Origin of the sequence: Bilifractor porci (assembly GCF_009696005.1) — a bacterium.
In the GTDB taxonomy this organism is placed as follows: domain Bacteria; phylum Bacillota; class Clostridia; order Lachnospirales; family Lachnospiraceae; genus Bilifractor; species Bilifractor porci.
The window spans coordinates 38,758-56,392 of sequence record NZ_VUMV01000008.1 but is presented as its reverse complement, the minus strand read 5'-3'; the positions used below and the strand labels follow the sequence as shown (position 1 = coordinate 56,392).

The 17,635-nt window shown below is 41.5% G+C and carries 14 protein-coding genes; 6 read left to right on the top strand and 8 right to left on the bottom strand.

From position 1 onward, the window contains the following. Positions 1 to 30: 30 nt before the first annotated feature. The gene (locus tag FYJ60_RS10440; RefSeq protein ID WP_154458636.1) at positions 31 to 1,026 is read right to left on the bottom strand and encodes a uroporphyrinogen decarboxylase family protein; all 996 of its coding nucleotides are present in this window, start codon (positions 1,024 to 1,026) and stop codon (positions 31 to 33) included. Between the two features lie 263 nt (positions 1,027 to 1,289). Here FYJ60_RS10440 and FYJ60_RS10435 point away from each other — a divergent pair, with 263 nt between their 5' ends. Next, positions 1,290 to 2,852: a PucR family transcriptional regulator gene (locus FYJ60_RS10435; RefSeq protein WP_154458635.1), complete on the top strand. Its 1,563-nt coding sequence runs from the start codon at positions 1,290 to 1,292 to the stop codon at positions 2,850 to 2,852. Between the two features lie 175 nt (positions 2,853 to 3,027). On the opposite strand, the gene FYJ60_RS10430 is transcribed toward FYJ60_RS10435, so the two are convergent. The 3 genes from FYJ60_RS10430 to FYJ60_RS10420 all read right to left on the bottom strand — a co-directional run bounded on the left by FYJ60_RS10430 (position 3,028) and on the right by FYJ60_RS10420 (position 6,023). Continuing rightward, complete coding sequence (locus tag FYJ60_RS10430; protein ID WP_154458634.1) at positions 3,028 to 4,167, bottom strand: hypothetical protein; 1,140 nt, start codon at positions 4,165 to 4,167, stop codon at positions 3,028 to 3,030. Further along, a complete protein-coding gene (locus FYJ60_RS10425) occupies positions 4,164 to 4,685 on the bottom strand; it encodes an RNA polymerase sigma factor (protein WP_154458633.1) in 522 nt (173 codons plus the stop codon). Before FYJ60_RS10425 ends, FYJ60_RS10430 begins: the two co-directional genes overlap by 4 nt. 210 nt (positions 4,686 to 4,895) lie before the next feature. Further along, positions 4,896 to 6,023, bottom strand: a complete 1,128-nt coding sequence (locus FYJ60_RS10420) for a M20 metallopeptidase family protein (protein WP_205839067.1) — start codon at positions 6,021 to 6,023, stop codon at positions 4,896 to 4,898. Positions 6,024 to 6,349: 326 nt separating this feature from the next. Between FYJ60_RS10420 and FYJ60_RS10415 the strand changes: the two genes are divergently transcribed. Both FYJ60_RS10415 and FYJ60_RS12840 read left to right on the top strand, forming a co-directional pair. Beyond that, a complete protein-coding gene (locus FYJ60_RS10415; RefSeq protein WP_154458631.1) occupies positions 6,350 to 6,652 on the top strand; it encodes a hypothetical protein in 303 nt (100 codons plus the stop codon). A 348-nt stretch (positions 6,653 to 7,000) separates the two neighbouring features. Beyond that, positions 7,001 to 7,318 carry a group II intron maturase-specific domain-containing protein gene (locus FYJ60_RS12840; RefSeq protein ID WP_154458630.1) on the top strand — a complete coding sequence of 106 codons (318 nt, stop codon included), beginning with the start codon at positions 7,001 to 7,003 and terminating at the stop codon, positions 7,316 to 7,318. A 508-nt stretch (positions 7,319 to 7,826) separates the two neighbouring features. On the opposite strand, the gene FYJ60_RS10405 is transcribed toward FYJ60_RS12840, so the two are convergent. The 4 genes from FYJ60_RS10405 to FYJ60_RS10390 are packed head-to-tail and all read right to left on the bottom strand — an operon-like array spanning position 7,827 to position 13,430. After that, positions 7,827 to 9,263, bottom strand: a complete 1,437-nt coding sequence (locus tag FYJ60_RS10405) for an ATP-binding cassette domain-containing protein (RefSeq protein ID WP_154458629.1) — start codon at positions 9,261 to 9,263, stop codon at positions 7,827 to 7,829. A gap of 25 nt (positions 9,264 to 9,288) precedes the next feature. Beyond that, positions 9,289 to 10,293, bottom strand: coding sequence for a sensor histidine kinase (locus FYJ60_RS10400; protein ID WP_154458628.1), 1,005 nt, complete (start codon positions 10,291 to 10,293; stop codon positions 9,289 to 9,291). Then, entirely contained in the window at positions 10,286 to 11,893 is a 1,608-nt protein-coding gene (locus tag FYJ60_RS10395) for a response regulator transcription factor (protein ID WP_154458627.1), read from the bottom strand. Before FYJ60_RS10395 ends, FYJ60_RS10400 begins: the two co-directional genes overlap by 8 nt. Before the next feature lie 52 nt (positions 11,894 to 11,945). Continuing rightward, positions 11,946 to 13,430, bottom strand: a complete 1,485-nt coding sequence (locus tag FYJ60_RS10390; protein ID WP_154458626.1) for a transposase — start codon at positions 13,428 to 13,430, stop codon at positions 11,946 to 11,948. A gap of 460 nt (positions 13,431 to 13,890) precedes the next feature. Between FYJ60_RS10390 and FYJ60_RS10385 the strand changes: the two genes are divergently transcribed. The 3 genes from FYJ60_RS10385 to FYJ60_RS10375 all read left to right on the top strand — a co-directional run bounded on the left by FYJ60_RS10385 (position 13,891) and on the right by FYJ60_RS10375 (position 17,621). Next, positions 13,891 to 14,766 (top strand): D-psicose 3-epimerase, encoded by an 876-nt coding sequence (locus FYJ60_RS10385; RefSeq protein WP_154458625.1) that lies wholly within the window; start codon positions 13,891 to 13,893, stop codon positions 14,764 to 14,766. Between the two features lie 43 nt (positions 14,767 to 14,809). Then, the gene (locus tag FYJ60_RS10380) at positions 14,810 to 16,033 is read left to right on the top strand and encodes a sugar ABC transporter substrate-binding protein (protein WP_205839066.1); all 1,224 of its coding nucleotides are present in this window, start codon (positions 14,810 to 14,812) and stop codon (positions 16,031 to 16,033) included. A 97-nt stretch (positions 16,034 to 16,130) separates the two neighbouring features. Next, positions 16,131 to 17,621, top strand: coding sequence for a sugar ABC transporter ATP-binding protein (locus FYJ60_RS10375; RefSeq protein WP_154458623.1), 1,491 nt, complete (start codon positions 16,131 to 16,133; stop codon positions 17,619 to 17,621). Positions 17,622 to 17,635 lie beyond the last annotated feature (14 nt).

Here is a 17,635-nt window from a genome sequence, read left to right as displayed (position 1 = left end):
CGCGCCCCCTAATTAACTGATGCATCGTTATTATTTTTCGAACATTTCCGCACTCATATGATTGATCTCTTCTGTTACAGCGTCATATACGCCATCAAACGTAGAAATATCCAATCCCTGCGTAGTATTAGGAATATAAAATTTCTTACCATACTCGGTGCAGGCTCTGCGAACTTCTTTTGCAACTTCTTCTCTCGTCCATCCGGGGTGATCCACGGATGCAGAATTAATTCCGCCCATAAAAGTAATCTTCCCACCGTACTTCCTTATCAGTTCCGGAATTTCATTGGTCGTCATTACTCCCTGCCAAATATCAATTCCCATTTCAATCATTTCGGGGACAAGTGTTGCTGCGTAGGAATCCGAATGATGCACAATCAACTGAACGCCATGCTCTTTATAATAGCGATACACTTGTTTGCAGGGCTCAAGGAGAAATTCATCAAACATTGACGGAGAAACAAATGTTGAAAGCTGACTTCCCCAATCATCATGGTGGAAAAGTGCATCCGGATGCAAATGACTGCACAACGTGTCTGCGTACTGCAGCTCCCAATCGGTTAAATATTTTATCAATTCATGCATTTCCTCTGGCTCTTCATAGAAATTCATCATTGCATCTTCCATTCCCATAAGATAATGCAATCTTTCAAAAATTCCGGGAGCAATAAATACTGTTGCAAATTCCTGTGTTCTGTCAATGGACTCTTCTTCCTTTATTGCTGCTTCCCAATCTTTTTCCGGGAAAATAAGATTAGGTGCCTTTACCACATCTCTCCAATCGTTAATATCCTTGAGAACTTTATGCTTATCATCCTGAACCGGAAATGGTCCGGGAGTACCCTCTGGCCAGGAAAGCGTTATTCCCCAATTATTTGTAATATTCACCTGCTTGTATTCCGGATACGGATCTGTTAAGTCATACGGATCCGAGTAGATCATATGCATAAACTCAAACTGATTGACGAATCGATCCGGCTTACCTCCATGAATGGTTTCTAGTAGATTTTGGCGCTTTGTAAGCATAGAAAGTCCTCCCTTTTTGCAGTATTGTCAAAAGACAATTTATAATGCAGTTGATTTCTTCACACAAATGATTGGGTATATTGCGCTTATATGCACTTTATAAAGTCGGAATATTGTGATATATATCCAATTAATATATGATATACAGAGCAAGTACATTTATTTCATCTGACAAAACAGATGGTTCGAAAAAATATTATTATACATTTTGTATAAATACCTTCGGATTATATTTTTATTGAAATCAACTTCGGAGTATAGAAATGAAAATTAACTTATATATTCTGGCAGATTATTTGAAAGGCTGCAGTCTGTATCCTTCAAAAATACATGCCTCTTTGTATACCTGTGGGATAGAAGACGTAAGTATCTATCAGAATGATATTGCCCTACAACCTAGCATTGTTTATTTAATACTCGATACTCAAAAAATATCTGCAAATCATTGTGTCAGTGGAAATTTTATTGTTCTGACAGATCAAACTCCGGGAAATTTACAGAGCACCTTTTTCTCGCGGACAGACGCGTCAGCAATAGATTTTATAACTGTTCCCGGAACAGATATGATTAAGGCTCTGGAAGAAGTACAAAAAATTTTTCGCACTTTTCGAAATTGGGAGATGCGGATGTATCATATGATCACCAATAATGTATCTTTGAAAGCATTAGGAATTGCGGCACTTCCATTTCTATACAACCCACTTTGTATGGATACTGCCAGTCTGAGAAATGTTTTTTTATGCGAAAGAAATAAGCCTGAAAACCTGAGAGTTTTTGCGAAAGGAGAGGAAGGCAATTACGAAACTCCTGAAACAATTGAGGCATTTCGTCTAGACCCGGATTTTAGGAAAAGTGTTGATGAACTTGAACCGGCTATTTTTCCCGCAGACATAATGGGATATCGTATTCTATACTATAATATACGGGAAAATGGGATTTATATATGCCGCCTGATGGCTCTGGAAGTTGATCGCCCTATTCGCCAAAGCGATTTTGCCATAATTAAAATACTGGCTGTTTTTATTCAGATCGCAATGCACAGACAACATATATATCTGGATAGCCATCCACGCTACTTAGATACTTGCATCTCCCAGTTGCTTCATGGAATTCAGCCTGATACTGAAAAATTTGAAAGAGCAATCCGCGAATTCGGCTGGAAAGAAGAAGCGCGGTACCTTTGCCTGGTATTTCCGGTATCTGAAAAAGATGAAGAATTACATACCGTTTCAACCATGATGATTAAGCTGGAGAATTCTTTTTCCGGAACAGGAGTGTTCAGAGGCGAAAAGGAACTAATTATGATTTCTGATTTGTCAGAAGCCAAATGCAGCAGAGAAGAAGTGATTTCGCAAGTTGTCTATATTATCCGGGAAAACATTTTAAAAGTGGGTGTCAGCTTTTCCTTTGCGAAGCTCACCCAGTTGCGTGATTATTACCTGCAGGCACAGGCTGCCTTATTGATTGGAGCCAGAGTAAATCCAATGATTTGGTGCTATCGATATGAACAATATGAATTATATGACTTTCTGCATCTTATCCATACGCGTTATCATGCAGATACCCTCTGTCCTGAAGGACTATGTAAATTAATGGCGTATGACAAAAAACATGGCACAGAGTTTACAAAATCACTGAAAGTCTATTTGGAAAATGATACGCACATAACAAGGACAATTCGGCAGCTTTATATTCAAAGAGCTACTTTTATGTACCATCTAAAGCGAATCGTAGAAATTTCTGACTTCAAGCTTGACGACCCGAACCTTCGTCTTGAATTAAGAATTATCTTCCTGATGCTGGAACAATTTGAACAAACAAATTAATTGTATGTGGTTAACTATATTGGTATAAAATGCGGCTTTATTTATGGCAGTATCTGTTTCTTCTACAGACTTCAGGTGTTGAATTCTGTAAAAGGGCATGTGAAAATGCTGATGCTTTTCACATGCCCTTTATCTAAAGTGTCTGTTTTTCTGATTTTTTTGACACTTTCTTTTATCACTTGACGGCGGTGTATGGTACGTCGTTTACGGTGATGTAATCTACCTGGTTCACTTCCATCAGCCGGTTCAAATTCATCGTTGTGACAGAGTAATTATCTCCAACGCCTCCAAGCGTATAGGAAGTATTGTCGATATTGGCGTCTTTGTCATATACTTCATAAACCGATCCGTCTGTATAATGGATGGATACTTTCGCTAAATTTCCGGGATCGTATGCCTCTTCCTGTGAAAGTCCGAGGCCCTTTGCGAGGTCGATGCTGCAGCTGATCGGCGACAGCTCCAGATATCCGCCTTCTTCGGAGGAATAGGCAGTTACCGCAGCCGCTTTTGCTACAGGAATGGAAATCTGTTTTTCCTGAGGCTTTTCATTTTCCGGCAGTGACAGGAGTGGGGTATCCGCATAATAGATATCCAGTTTCGGTTCCTCACCATCTTCTACAGGGGTGACAAACACGCAGTAAGCATAGCAATGCAGAAGGGTGTCAGTGGATTTCTCCTGGTCAATATAAATGTTGTCTGCCGCGTTATCAAACAGCAGCCGGATCGTGGCATTTTCTGCACTCCGGGCGCCTTTCGCCTCATTAGACAGGCTGTCAAAATCGTACACGGTGACACCTGTACTGCATTCCAGCGTGAATTCCATCGTCATGGCGTTTCTGTCACGGACAGCAGAAAGTATCGTCAGCTTGTGGTCATTGATATCAACGGTTACCGGTTCCGTGCTGGTCTGTTCGCCGATCAGACTGTCTGCCTTGTCCGGGTCAACCGAAACATAATTCCTTTCCGGATAGGTGATCTCAATTTGTCCGCCTTTCCCATTGTCTGCAAGTTCTGTATGAGATGCCACGCTCTTTCTTCCGGCATCACCAAAAGCATTCCGGAAGAAATCTGCATGCGTGACAGAAGCGTATACGGCGGCCGGACATGCCATACATACCGCGATTACGGCTGCGGCAGTCCGGAGAGACCATTTTCCGGTTCTATTTCTGCGATACTGCCGGATTGTTCTGTTTCTGGCCGATTTATAATGCCTGGAAAAATGGTGATTTTCCTGAATTGAATCAAATTCCTCTACCGTCCAGTCCGGAAAGGATTCTTCTGTATATTCTGCATAGGATATCAGATTGTTTTTCATACGCATCTTCTCCCTTCTCTTTCTTCTCTCAGTATCCGCAGGGCCCGCTCCTGCCTTTTTCTTACAGCGGCTTCGCTGATGCTCAGAATCACCGCTGTTTCCGATACGCTTTTCTCATTCACATACCGCTCATACATCACGTCATAATATATGGACGGCAGACCCTGAATGATACTTTCCGTATTGCTCTCAGGATGCGCCTGGGGTTCCGTGTGCGTCTCCGCATGCAGCAGTGCCGGATCTTCAGTGAGCAGCATTTTTGAACTCGCACGTTGGTTTTTTCGATAAAGATCGATCGATGCACTTCGTGTCACGGAAATTACAAGTTTTTTTGATGTATCAGATTCCGGATCATCAATTCTGTAATTATGTTCCAGCAGTCTGACAAATGCGTCCATCACAGCGTCCTCTGCCTGATAGCTGTCGTGCAGGATCGCATAGGCGATATGATACATTTTCTGCTCATACAACCGAAACAGAGAAATGATATCATCAAAATGATCTTTGCTGTCCGCCATGTCTTCACCTCTCTTCAGTCGGAATTAGAACGTTCTGACAACTATAACGTATCGGACATGCATTTTGTGACAAGGACAGACGGATTATCAGGTCATCTTTGCCCCGAAATTTTATTATAGAATCGAAGCCCCAGAGAGAAATGGGAAAGGGATAAATTATATTATGCTTTCTGACATAAAGAAAGTGCCGCGTAAAACGACACTAATCCATTATTCTTTTCGAGCTTCGTTTTCCGCCAGTTTCAGAAAAACAGCTACGGCTGTATGCAGAATGTGATCATTAAAATCGTAGGCAGGTTGGTGCGGCATGGGCCAGTTGATGCCGTTTCCGACATAGAACATGGCACCGGGTCGGATTTTTGTGTACCATCCGAAATCTTCCGAAGGTCTCCATGGCTGATCCATATTTACGCAGGAAAAGCCGGATTCCAGCGCAGCCTTCCGAACTTTTTCTGCGCATCGGGGATGATTGACTGTGGCGGGGAAAGGATCAAATTCTTCAAACGCGACTGTCAGCCCGTATTTATCTGCCAGTTTTTCTGCCTGTGCGCGCAAAGCGAGATCCATGTTATTCAAGGCGTCATCTGATTCCGCCCTCAGTGTAAAAGCGATATCACCTTGTCCCGGAGAAATGCCAAAATCCCGGCTGCCTTCCTGTATGCTGACGACTGTGCAGAGACACGAAGAGGATTTCTTATTGACTGTTTCTGCATAGAGCGCCATAGAACCAAGCGCAGAAGCCGGGTTGCGTCCGTTTTCCGGGGTTCCTGCGTGGGCACTTTCACCGGTAAACTGCACAAGCAGACCTTTGGAAGCGCACTGCGTCAGGCGGTCGCAAACCATCACGGCATTTTCCGGATAACCGCTCAGGTTGTGAAAAGCATATACTTCACTGATATCGGTTTCTTTTACGAAATCCGCACAGGGCTTCCCACCTCTGCCGGTCTCTTCCGCGGATTGGAAAATCAGATACACAGGACGGCGGACAGCCGAATCCTGTTCCAGAAGTGCGGCCACAGCTGCCAATACGGCAGAGTGACCGTCGTGCCCGCATTTATGCGCGATATTGGGTTTGGTTGACCCGTAGGGCAGGGAAATTGTTTCTGGCATGGGAAGGGCATCCATATCTGCACGAAAGGCGATTGGGGACGCTCCGTTGCTTATTTTGGGTTCGTACAGGGCATAAAACCAGGTTCCTTTATCCGTGATTTTCAAGTGCGTGTTTGTACAGATAAAGCTTTTCAGACGTTCTTTTGTTTGAAACTCCTGCCCCGATAATTCCGGGTACTTATGCAGTTCATGTCGAAGAGCTGTAATTGTTTTCCATAAATCATCCATGTTATGTTTCCTGTTCATACCTCTTTGCTGATTAAGCTGTGTTCTCCAAATAAAAGAATGTGCTTATGAGATTAAGCAGCAGGCAAGCGTTTTCACGCTATAGGAGGAATCTTATTGTAAAAAACTTTATCAGTTATTATAGAATAATTCCTTCTTTTATCCAATTAAAAATAATGTTGATGACCCAGTCATAAAAAGAAACAGATTTTCCGAAGCTTGTGGAAATCTACAACACAAAAGGGCGAAGGGAAATGTATGACCATATCCGCAGCCGCTATGGGCTGAAAAACCCATACTTCGTACTTCGCCGGTCTATGAAATCGGACATGTATATATACGATGAAGCACTTGATATGATCAATCCCCTGGAAGGATACAGTTCCGAGGCAGAACAGCCGGAATTACTCATGAGTCTCGACGAATTGTGCGGCAGGCAGCTTCCCATGCGTGCAGAAAAACGCAGATTGAAATCTGACCAGTCAGAAGCAATGGAAAATCTTGTACATATATTGATCAGTGACAGGCTTCTGGAACTGAGCCGTTATGTCTGGCTTGATCCGGCGTCGAAAATGATCCGCGCGGACAGATCCACGTTAGAACAGAATGGTTATCAATTGGAAATCTTCTGATCAGGTGGGTCAGATTTAAACGTAAAAGTGGGTCAATTTTACTTGACAATCAACATATGCGATGGAGGCTCATGCCAAGAGGGCATTTGGCGTACCAGAACGGACGCTTTTGCGCTGTCCAGCGGACACGGAGCACCAGTAACGGACACCAGGCCAAGAAGACTTTATGCCGCGAAAGGCTCTTTACATGAGTAACATGTGATAGGCTTTCAAGCCATGGCAAAGGCCGTGTTTATGCTGCCTTGCCGCTTTGCCATCTCAACATATGCGATGGAGGCTCATGTCAAAAGCACCGTGGAGTAATGTCTTCATAGATGTCCGGTAACTCCGCCGTATGTCTGGTGTCAAATGCCCCAGTGTCCGCTGGCCGACGAAAAATGCACTTCCCGGAGTAGATCCGGCAGTATTGTGAAAGCCATGAAGCGGATAGAGGTTTCTGCACGCGGATGGCAGAACTATTTTGGAATTGCAGACATGAAGACCAACATTGAAAACCTGAACGGTTGGCTGTACAGGCGCATACGGATGTGTATCTGGAAACAGTGGAAACCGCCACGGACGCGCAAATGTAAGCTGATGGGTATTTGTAATCAGGCAGGTGTCTGTCTGTCGCCGATTTTTCACTCGGAAACAGAAGTTCCTCGAGTGTACCGTCAGTCATGCTGAAATCGAGGAGTCATGAGATATTGATCTCATCAGCCCTATCGATCACACGCCTGACCGTGTTGTGTGAAATGCTGCAGCTTCGCGCAATGTTTCGGTCGCTGAATCCTAGGCCTTTTGCCGTAGGATCTCACGATACTTGGTCATGATGGTGACCCGCCTTTATCTGTAGTCACGCCAAAAGCGTGCACGTATAGTTCAGGGGTCTTAGAGTGGCTCCGAAACTCCGGAATTTGTGGCGCTCAAAGTCCGGACAGGTGGCTCTGAGTAGCCCGGAATAATCAAGGGCGGCGGCTTACCACCGCCTCCTACTCGATCCACAGCTGGGTGTGCATGGATCTTTGTATCGTGATATAGGAAGAGAGTAGCGTAACACACATCGCTCTTATCAGCGTGGTGGGGATTGCGATTAGTTGCCGGAGGAAGAAAATGGCGGGAAACACTGCTGATAAGGAAGAATTTTACTTACTCACGATTCCGCCATATATAGCAAGGGTTGTAATGGGTATTATTAATCAAGTACGATTCTTTTATTATGGATTTTTATTACTTTATCATACAGATCCATTTTTCCGGTTACATAAGTAGAAAGGATCAGGATAGAACAGCCGCACTCTTGCAGGACCTTAATCAAGTGGGTAATTAAATTTCGCGTATGATAATCATTCTCTGTAAATGGCCGTTCGATTACGACAAGTTTTGGCTTTAATATATATGCATGATAATAAACCATTTTATAGAGATCCTCTTTGGAAAGTTCCCGGATATCTTTGCTTTGTGCCACTGCCCCTATCTGAGCGGCAGCTTCTTTTTTAATAATATTATAAAAATTCTTGTTGACCAAAAAAGTATTTGTCTTGTTCTGTATTCCTATCATCAAATTATCGACATAACTTAAATCAAAGAATGGCATAGTGATATAAGCGTTTCTAAAGATAAAATGTATTCCGGCGGGATAAAGCTTTCTTTTTTTCCATTGTTTCAATACTGTTCCGTTGAAAAGAATTTCTCCGGAAATGGGTTCCTGATAACCAGCGAGTAGTTCAATTATGTCCTCGTGCACCTTTGTATTAGCTTGTATTAAAACGCACTCATTGCTATATATCAGTAAGGAGAAATCAAATAAATGATTAGTATAAACATTGATAAAAGATGTGATAACACTGCTCTTTTGTGTTTTGGTGAATGATGATTTCCTTTCTGTAATAATTGCTTTTTTATTGAACTCGTCGGTAATTCTGTTTATTTTTTGCTCATTGATCGGATCCTGTTTGTAAAACGTCTTTAATTCTTTCCCATTTTGGAGGAGAACAGTCGTATTGATCAGGTTCGGTAAAACATCCAGTTCATTTGCAATGAATATGAAGTCAAATCCGTCTGCTGACAGTTCCTGAATAAGAGCAAGGATTTTTTTATAACTATGGGCAGTTAAAAAACCATTAAGACTATCCAGTATAATAATATCTGCATCGGCAACGACTCCTCTCATAATTTCGACGATACATCTGTCGACTTCGGTCAAATCATAACATTTAGCCTCAATGCTTATATCTATGCCGTATTTGGCAAAAAGCCATTGAGCTAGTTTTTTTTCTCTCTTTTCAGAGATGAGCAGACTTTTTCTTTTGGAATGGGGAACGATGAAGAGATTATCCGTGACAGATAAGTGTTGTGTAAGCTTGTTCCTTTTGTCAATAATGAGACAATTGTTTTGCGTTTGATCACTGTTTCTCCAGGAATTCACCAGTTTTCCGGTTATGTATATGTTCCCTTTCAAAATGTTGTCATTTGTTTGTAATAAATGCAAAAAAGATGAAATACCTCCTTCATTTAGCGCTACAATGCCGACTGTCTCCGAATGATAAATAACAAGATTAAAATCAGAAAGGTTTGTGCGCATAGGATAATTTGTTGTGACATGTTCAAATCGTAATAGCTCTTTATTCATCAATAGATACCCTCGACAGAACGAATTATGAACAAAAAGTTTTAAAATAATATTTCTCGCTGTCTATGAGTGGAAGCTTAATATGTACATCAGTTCCAATATTAACAATACTGTCAATGTACAATCCGTAATTTGAACCGAAAAGGATTTTTATGCGTTGATTGACATTTAAAAGGGCAATCCCCGAATTTACCTTGCTTCGCTCACTTTCGGAATAATTCGAACTATTCAGCTTTTTATTTATTGTATTTAACGTTTCCGCATCAATGCCTATCCCATCGTCGCTAACGACGATATCTAAATTTTTCTCTGTACACTCGATTTTGATAATCACAAGCCCTGAACCCATTTTATTTTCGATTCCATGATATATCGCGTTTTCCACAATTGGTTGAATAATTAATTTCGGCATATAATATTTAAGTGTTTTTTTATCATCTCTGTCATAGTCGTATACGATATTTATTTTGCTTCCAAATCTATATTTCTGAATATAAAAATAATTTTGTACGTTGTCTATTTCTTCTTCTATCTCGACTAAATGATCAAGGTTTGAAATAGAATAACGAAAAAAAGAGGCTAATGCTTCTGAAATAACTGCTACACTTTCGGCTCCTTGCGACAGGGCATCGCTTCGGATGGATTCCAGAGCATTATATAAAAAATGTGGGTTAATTTGGTTTTGTAAAGCCAGAAACTGTGCCTCTCGTGTCATGGCCAGCTTCTCAGCGTTTTTATTTTTGCTCACGCTAGAAAGCGCTTTGAAAAAAAAGTAATCCTGATCCGAGAGATAGATAAGGCGATCGGATTGTTTTGTTGTGTCGGCCTCTTCGGTTAAAACATAACTGTTTTTATCCTGATGGTTTATTCGTATTAGTAGATAAATGCAAAGGACAATCTGGAAAAGGGTAAACGACATCTTCAGGATTGCTATTATTAATTTGCCTGAAAAAAAACACAGGGTAAAGATACCCAGGCTTACTGCCAGTAGAAGAATAATATTTTTTTTGATATTAATAATTTTATCCATAGATTTTTCTGTATTGCCCGGGTTTAAGCCCTACATATTTTTTGAAGTTTTTGTTAAATGTTTTTATATCGGTGTACCCGCATTGGTGGGCTATTGCTTCGATCGTGTCATTAGAGGATTTTAATAACTTTTTTGATTCATTGATCCTTGATTCCGTCAGGTATTCACTGAACGTCATGTTGCATTCTTTTTTAAACATGCTGCTGAAATAGGAAGTATTGTATCCGACATGTTCGCTTACATCTTTTAGTGTAATATCTGATGCAAGATTATCCTGAATATATTTTTTCGCTTCTCTTATTGGCCTATTATCCTCCATTTCTTTTTGTGCTTTGTATTTGTTCAGAAGGTCTAAAGAGGAGCGCTCAAAAACTTTAATGAGTTCATTAATTGTAAAACAGTTTTCGAGAACATTGCTGAAATTATCAATATAATTTGTTGTCGGGTTTCCATACTCGTTTTTTTGAAGAGCCACTATTATCGTGTTCATTAAAGCTTTGGTCATTTGAATAATGTCATACCCTGAAATTTTATCATCTTGATGTAGAAAAAGAGCAAAATTCCGGATAGAGCCAATTAATTGATTGCTATTGAAGTTGGATAACGCCTGTTCAATTTTAGAAGCTGTTTCAACAAAATAAGCAGGATAAGTTTTTAAATGGTCTTTATTGCAACCACTTATAATGCGGTCGGATCCCTTGATTAAACTTTGTTGAGTCTGATAATATGCAGATGTACAGCTTTCATCCAGTTTTGTAATGGTATTAACGGGTTCTCCTTTTCCTATACAAAAGTGAAAACCATTAAAAATATTTTTTTGCAGGTAGAGCTGATTTAGTATTTCCTTTAATTGCTCGTCTATGTCTTTTCCATTAACGGAATTGTAATTAACGACAAAAGCGAACAGGCCCTGATGAATATTAACACTTTCAAAATCATACACAGCTTTTTCCATATGAAAGGAAATACTTTGCGAAATTTTGTCAAACACAAATTGGTCTATCATTTCTTCCGGCGAATTGAACGTGCTGATTTTTATCATTACAAAATCAAACCAGCCCTCTTTAAAAGTGTACTTATATTTCTCGTTTACTTGTCGAATATCAGAAAATTCATTCGTATTTCTTTTGTAAAACGCATTAAGAATAAGTTGTTTCCGCACAGCTTTTTTATTGGATTCTGCCAGTTTTATTCCTTCATTAATAGCTCTGTTAATGTTTTCATTTTCTTCATAACGTTTTTTTAGCTTGACCAAAACGTTAAAAAGTTCATTTCTCTTAATCGGTTTCAGAAGATAATCTATCGCACCATAATGTACCGCTTCTTTGGCATATTCAAATTGGCTATAACCGCTTATGATAATAAAATTCATATTTGAAGATATTTTTTTCCCGAGCCTGATTAGTTCCACCCCATTATAACCAGGCATTCTTATGTCAGTTATTACGATATCTGGTGTTTTTTCCCTGATTAACTGCAACGCTTCAAATCCATCGTGGGCAACAGCAACAACTTGCATACCCAATTCATTCCAATCAATAAGATGGAATATCAGATCGCAGATTTTCATTTCATCATCAGCTATTAGAACTTCTATCAATTCTTCATCCTCTTTTATAAATGGCAGGCAGAATATTTACTACATTGAAACATCATTTTTTACGTAATAGATCGACTCCGAGTGTATCCAGGATTGCCTGGGTCTTTTTCTGGATTGCGGAGATCCGGATTCCCTCTTTGTCGCCGGTGTCAACACGGTAGATATTCTTCGTCAGTTTCAGTACATCCTCCGCGGAATACCTGTCGTCCAGTTTCGTGTTCCTGACCGCGTTCAGAAGGCCGTAGTAATAGAGCAGGCTGACATGGTTCAGGAACGCCCAGCCTCGGAAGTAATCATCCGTATGGGCATGGGATGCATTTGTTGATACGCTGTTTTTCAGGTAGTCGAAGCACTGTTCGATGTCCCAGCGCTCCTTATAGTCGAGATAAATCTCCCTCGGCTCGACATCGAGATTGCTGCAGAAGGAGAAATAGCCCATGCGGACTTCGTTCACGACGTCCTTCGGCCGACGTTCTTCTTCGCCATAATCTTTCTCTGCCCGCTCCACGAAGTGACCGACCAGTTCCGCCCGTCTGGAATCATCGCGAAACGTGTAGATGAAGTTACCGCGATTCCCGCTCCTGCGCTTCCGGCACCAGACGGCGCGTTTGTTGTAAGAAAAGACATTGTCCCACTTACTGTCGCTTGGATTCTGGTAGAACTCCGGTTCGACATTGACGGTGTTTTCCTGTAGAGGAAGAATGTAACGCATGCCCGCATTCAGAAGGGCGGACACGTTCGGCTTGGAGTAGAAGCCTTTGTCCGCAATGATGATGCAGTCACTGCATCCAACAGCGTTAACAGTATCCATGAAAGCACTCTTATCGACGATGGATCCCTGCACGACGCGGTAGAACACCGGCTTGTGGGAATCCTTTTCGAAGACATACAGAAGGCGCGCCTGGGGGTCGGGACTATGATCCGGGTTATATCCTTTCGCCGCGAGCGAATCGGCAGACTTTGTGAAGATGGAAGTCCCGTTGAACAGGAGCGTTGTTCCCGGCATCACCTGGGATTTCATGAACGCGTCGATTCTGTCCTGCTTCGAACCAAGACCGGCAATGAACTTCCGGACGGAGCCTTCCGATATCGAGATGTCCCCGCAGATGTCGCTCATGTAGGAATCAAGGAACAGCGGCTGGATCATCTTTGCGGACGAGATCTTGTCCACAAGGCGGATCAGGGAGAGCGTACGGATCTCACGGAATGAATCAGGAAAATATTCCCGTAGGCTGTCGCTGAGATCCGGCGTCAGCTGCTGCAGGACTTCGTACGCGCCATAATTCTTTACGGACGGGGCGACATCCGGCATAAGCCGCATTTCCTGCATGAGACGGAGACCATTGGCGTTCGGTATGAAGCCGTCCGCCTCGGTGATCTTGCCGATGCTCTTTCCTGTGACCTTCTGAGGCCTGCCCTTGGCGGCATCCCACTTGGAAGAAACCAGGTAAGTGTAATAATGCCCGCCGATAAAGCGGATCTCGACTGCTCCGAACTGGGTCGGCCGTCTACTCTTGATTGATTCAGGAATGCTCATTGAAAGCCCTTTCTATTAACGTAACTTACGTAATAATTATACTTCTGATGAGCCGCTAAATCAAGCAAAAGTGAGGCTAAATATGGTGAGAACAGCGTATTTTCAAGGTGTTCGATACTACCCGTAGCATGGGTGGATGCGTAAAACGGCTAATTTAGCTGCATTTCTATTAACGTAAAATTTGAGGTTTCAGTGTTACTATATAAAAAAATACTGTAATAATGGCGCTTGTAGATATTTTTTTAATTATGTCAAGACTTCGTAAAAATGTCAAATCAGACGACTATTGATCTAATGGCGGCAGTTTTCCTAACGAAAGCCCCCTATTTTCAAAATAAAGCCCCCTTTTTGGGAAAATAAAATTTGATATGATATTATCAGAATTCAGATAAGCTAAGTGATTGGCAGACCAAAGTAAAAGGAAGGAGGCAGGCATTTAACGGGGTTAAATGCCAATAGGATGAAGCACGGGATTTATTATGCTTATTGGGAACATCAATGGAAGGCGAATTATTGTTACTATGTGGATAAAGTGGCAAGACTGGGATTCGATGTGCTTGAAATAGGTTGTGGATCTTTGCCGGATTACAGTAAGGAACAGGTTTCTGAGCTCAAAAAGCACGCTGATGATCATGGGATCATTCTTTCGGGAGGATATGGACCGACAGCCAACCACAATATCGCTTCGAAAGACCCCAAGGTGCGCGAAAATGCACTGGATTGGTATAAGCGGCTTTTTGAAAAAATGGGTGAGCTTGACATGCGTATGCTTTGCGGTGCATTGTATGCATATTGGCCAATTGATTTTTCGAATGTTGATTCCAAAGAAGAAGAATGGAAACGTTCCGTAGAAGGAACAAGACTTCTTGCTGATGCGGCGGCTCCTTATAATATCAATTTAGGGATGGAAACAATTAATCGCTTTGAGGAGTATCTGCTAAACACGGCGGACGAATGTATCGCTTTTGTAAAGGAAGTTGGTAAAGATAATGTCAAGATTCATCTGGATACTTTCCATATGAATATTGAAGAAGACGATATTGGCACAGCGATAAGGAAAGCGGGAAAACTCCTAGGGCATCTGCATACGGGAGAATGTAATAGAAAAGTTCCGGGACAGGGTCGGATCCCATGGCATGAGATAGGACAGGCACTTCGTGATATCCAATATGATGAAATGGTTGTTATGGAGCCCTTTGTTCTTATGGGTGGTGAAGCAGGAAGGGATATCAAAATTTGGAGAGATATCAGCAAAGGAGCCAGTGAAGAACAATTAGACAGAGACGCAGCGGATGCGGTTTGTTTCCAGCGGTATATGCTTGACTGGAATCGTTAATAAATATTTTGATATTGAACCGTTTTATAAAGGAGGAAGTAGTATGAAACGTATAGGAAATGCAATTGTGGCAGGCGTTATAGCGACAATAATGGCAGCGGGATTAGTAGGATGTGGATCTAGCACGGTATCAACAACATCTTCTTCAGAATCTTCAGAAAGTTCTTCGGCTTCTTCTACCGCTGCTGTAAGCAGCAGTGCGGCAAGTGAAAGCGCTTCAAGTAGTTCGAACGCCGCATTATCAGGCAACAGTGAAGAAGTTGCGGCTGTTTCTTCCTCTTCAAGCGGAGTGCCGGTTGTTGCCGGAACAGATGATACTTCTATTTTGCAGGAGGACTATACAGCAAAAAGCAACTACAAGATCGGATTTGCTCTTCAGACAATGGATGTGGATGTTTTCAATACCATGTCTCAGGGAATGGAGGATGAGGCAAAAAAGATCGGTGTGGATTATACATGCATGGTTGCCAATAATGATGTTGCAACCCAAGTCAGCAATATAGAGAACATGATCGCTCAGGGTTATAATGCTATTATCATTCATACTTTTGATAAAGAGGCATTCGCAACAGTTGCTAATGAAGCAATTGATAAAGGCATTGTTGTTTGCGCATATGATGATAATATTATTGATCCAGCCACTGGTGAGCCTTGTAAATATCCGTTGACATTCCTTTGCAACAACTATGATATTGGTTACAGAGTAGGGACGATGGCTGCTGAATGGACAAAGAAACAGTTCCCGGATGAGACCGGCGACCTTGAATTTGGACTTCTGTGGCATCACGAGTACGAATTTCAGCAGGAGCGTGTGAAGGGAATAAGAGCCGCTATCGCGGAAAAGGATCCTAGAATTAAAATTGTTGATGAACAGGAAGGTCTGGTTACCGAGGACGGTGTAAAAGCTTGCGAAGCATGGACGCAGTCTTATCCTGATTTGAAGGGTGTAGTTGCTACAAATGATACTGCTCTGTTAGGATTTGCACAGGCATGGCAGTCAGCTGGGAAAGACGTTCATGATGAGACCTTTGGAATGTTCGGAAATGATGGCGTTAATGATGCTATTGACATGGTGGCGGATGATACAATTATGCGTGGAGATGTAGGCCTTGATGTATATGATGGCGGCGCAATGGCACTTTTGGCCTGCACAAAGGAACTGGATGGTGTTCCTACTGAAAGCGTACTGATGCCAATGGTCAATTGTACTGTTGATAACGTACAGGAAGACTGGATTTCAAATCCTACCTTGTATGTAAAGAAGTAAAAGATAAGTTAAAATATATAAGGTGTATTTGAATAATTCTCCGGCCTTCTGTTCAGATGTGTCGGAGAATTGTTTTAAAGAGATGCGAGGAAATAATATGGCTGAACACAAAGTGGTTTTATCATTAAAAAATATATCGAAACATTATCCGGGCGTCCAGGCGCTAGACAATGTTTCTATTGATTTCAGAGAAGGCGAAGTTCATTGCCTTGTAGGGGAAAACGGAGCCGGAAAGTCAACTCTGATAAAAATGATTTCCGGTGCAGACCAGCCTGATTCCGGAATTATTGAATTTAATGGAAAAATGTATAATGCCATGACTCCGAAACTTTCCCAGGAATTAGGAATAGATGTTGTTTATCAGGAGTTCAATCTTGCCGAAGATTTGTCTGTTGCAGAGAATCTTTACATAGGACAAAAGATTGGTGATCAGAAATTATTTGATCTGAAAGAACTAAAAGCAAGAGCGGACAAAGTTTTCGAAGAAATGGAAGTTGACATTGACACTACTGAGATAGTGAGATATTTATCGGTCTCCTATATGCAGTTTGTCGAAATTGCGAAAGCGCTTTCAAAGAATATTAAAGTCCTGATTCTAGATGAACCAACAGCGCCTCTTACAGAGGATGAAGTCCAAAAACTGTTAAATATTGTAAGAAAATTAAAACAACAGAATTATGTTGTTATTTATATATCACATAGACTCCCTGAATTGTTCGAGATAGGCGATAGAATTACGGTTTTGCGGGATGGAAAGCTGATAACCACTGGGACTATTGATCAGTTTAATACTCCGAAATTGATTAAAAACATGGTCGGGAGAGAAATGTCTTATGATTATCCCAAAAGACAACACGAAATTGGAGACATTGTTTTTGAAGCAAAGCACATTTTATCAGAAAAGGTTCATGACATTTCTTTTAGCGTACGGAGAGGTGAAATTCTTGGTATAGGGGGATTGGTTGGAGCAGGTAGAACAGAATTGCTTCGGGCAATTTATGGAGCTGATCTGAGATACGAAGGGGAGATTTATCTCGAAGGGAAGAAAGTAAAAATTGATAAACCTTCTGACGCAGTCAAACTTAAAATTGGATTCATCACCGAAGATAGAAAAAGGGAAGGGCTGTTATTAGAGGATACAATTTGCCATAATATTTCTTTGCCTATCTTGAAGAAAATATCTAAGAACGGTGTTGTAAATAAACATGAAGAAAAGCTGATCGCGGAAAAAGAAAGTGATGAATTAAATATAAAGGCTCCTTCGATAGAAACGGTCGCAGGATCGCTCAGCGGCGGAAACCAGCAAAAAGTGGTTATTGCGAAATGGTTAGCAGCAAACTGTAAGGTACTTTTCATGGATGAACCAACCAGAGGAGTGGATGTTGGTGCAAAACAGGAAATATATAAATTGCTAAATTATCTTGCGTCATCCGGCCTTGCAATTGTAATGATTTCTTCGGAAATGGAAGAGTTGATGGGAATGGCGGAGCGTATTATTGTTCTGCATGAAGGAAAAATGGCCGGCGAGGTGCAACGCCGGGAATTCAGTCAGGAAAAAATCATGCAATATTCTTCCGGCATTATGTAATTATTTGGAGGTTG

Excerpts from the sequence above, each read along its gene's own strand:
- FYJ60_RS10440 (WP_154458636.1), bottom strand. The coding sequence starts at position 1,026 with ATGCTTACAAAGCGCCAAAATCTACTAGAAACCATTCATGGAGGTAAG.
- FYJ60_RS10435 (WP_154458635.1), top strand. The coding sequence starts at position 1,290 with ATGAAAATTAACTTATATATTCTGGCAGATTATTTGAAAGGCTGCAGT.
- FYJ60_RS10430 (WP_154458634.1), bottom strand. The coding sequence starts at position 4,167 with ATGAAAAACAATCTGATATCCTATGCAGAATATACAGAAGAATCCTTT.
- FYJ60_RS10425 (WP_154458633.1), bottom strand. The coding sequence starts at position 4,685 with ATGGCGGACAGCAAAGATCATTTTGATGATATCATTTCTCTGTTTCGG.
- FYJ60_RS10420 (WP_205839067.1), bottom strand. The coding sequence starts at position 6,023 with ATGGATGATTTATGGAAAACAATTACAGCTCTTCGACATGAACTGCAT.
- FYJ60_RS10415 (WP_154458631.1), top strand. The coding sequence starts at position 6,350 with ATGTATATATACGATGAAGCACTTGATATGATCAATCCCCTGGAAGGA.
- FYJ60_RS12840 (WP_154458630.1), top strand. The coding sequence starts at position 7,001 with ATGCCCCAGTGTCCGCTGGCCGACGAAAAATGCACTTCCCGGAGTAGA.
- FYJ60_RS10405 (WP_154458629.1), bottom strand. The coding sequence starts at position 9,263 with ATGAATAAAGAGCTATTACGATTTGAACATGTCACAACAAATTATCCT.
- FYJ60_RS10400 (WP_154458628.1), bottom strand. The coding sequence starts at position 10,293 with ATGGATAAAATTATTAATATCAAAAAAAATATTATTCTTCTACTGGCA.
- FYJ60_RS10390 (WP_154458626.1), bottom strand. The coding sequence starts at position 13,430 with ATGAGCATTCCTGAATCAATCAAGAGTAGACGGCCGACCCAGTTCGGA.
- FYJ60_RS10385 (WP_154458625.1), top strand. The coding sequence starts at position 13,891 with ATGAAGCACGGGATTTATTATGCTTATTGGGAACATCAATGGAAGGCG.
- FYJ60_RS10380 (WP_205839066.1), top strand. The coding sequence starts at position 14,810 with ATGAAACGTATAGGAAATGCAATTGTGGCAGGCGTTATAGCGACAATA.
- FYJ60_RS10375 (WP_154458623.1), top strand. The coding sequence starts at position 16,131 with ATGGCTGAACACAAAGTGGTTTTATCATTAAAAAATATATCGAAACAT.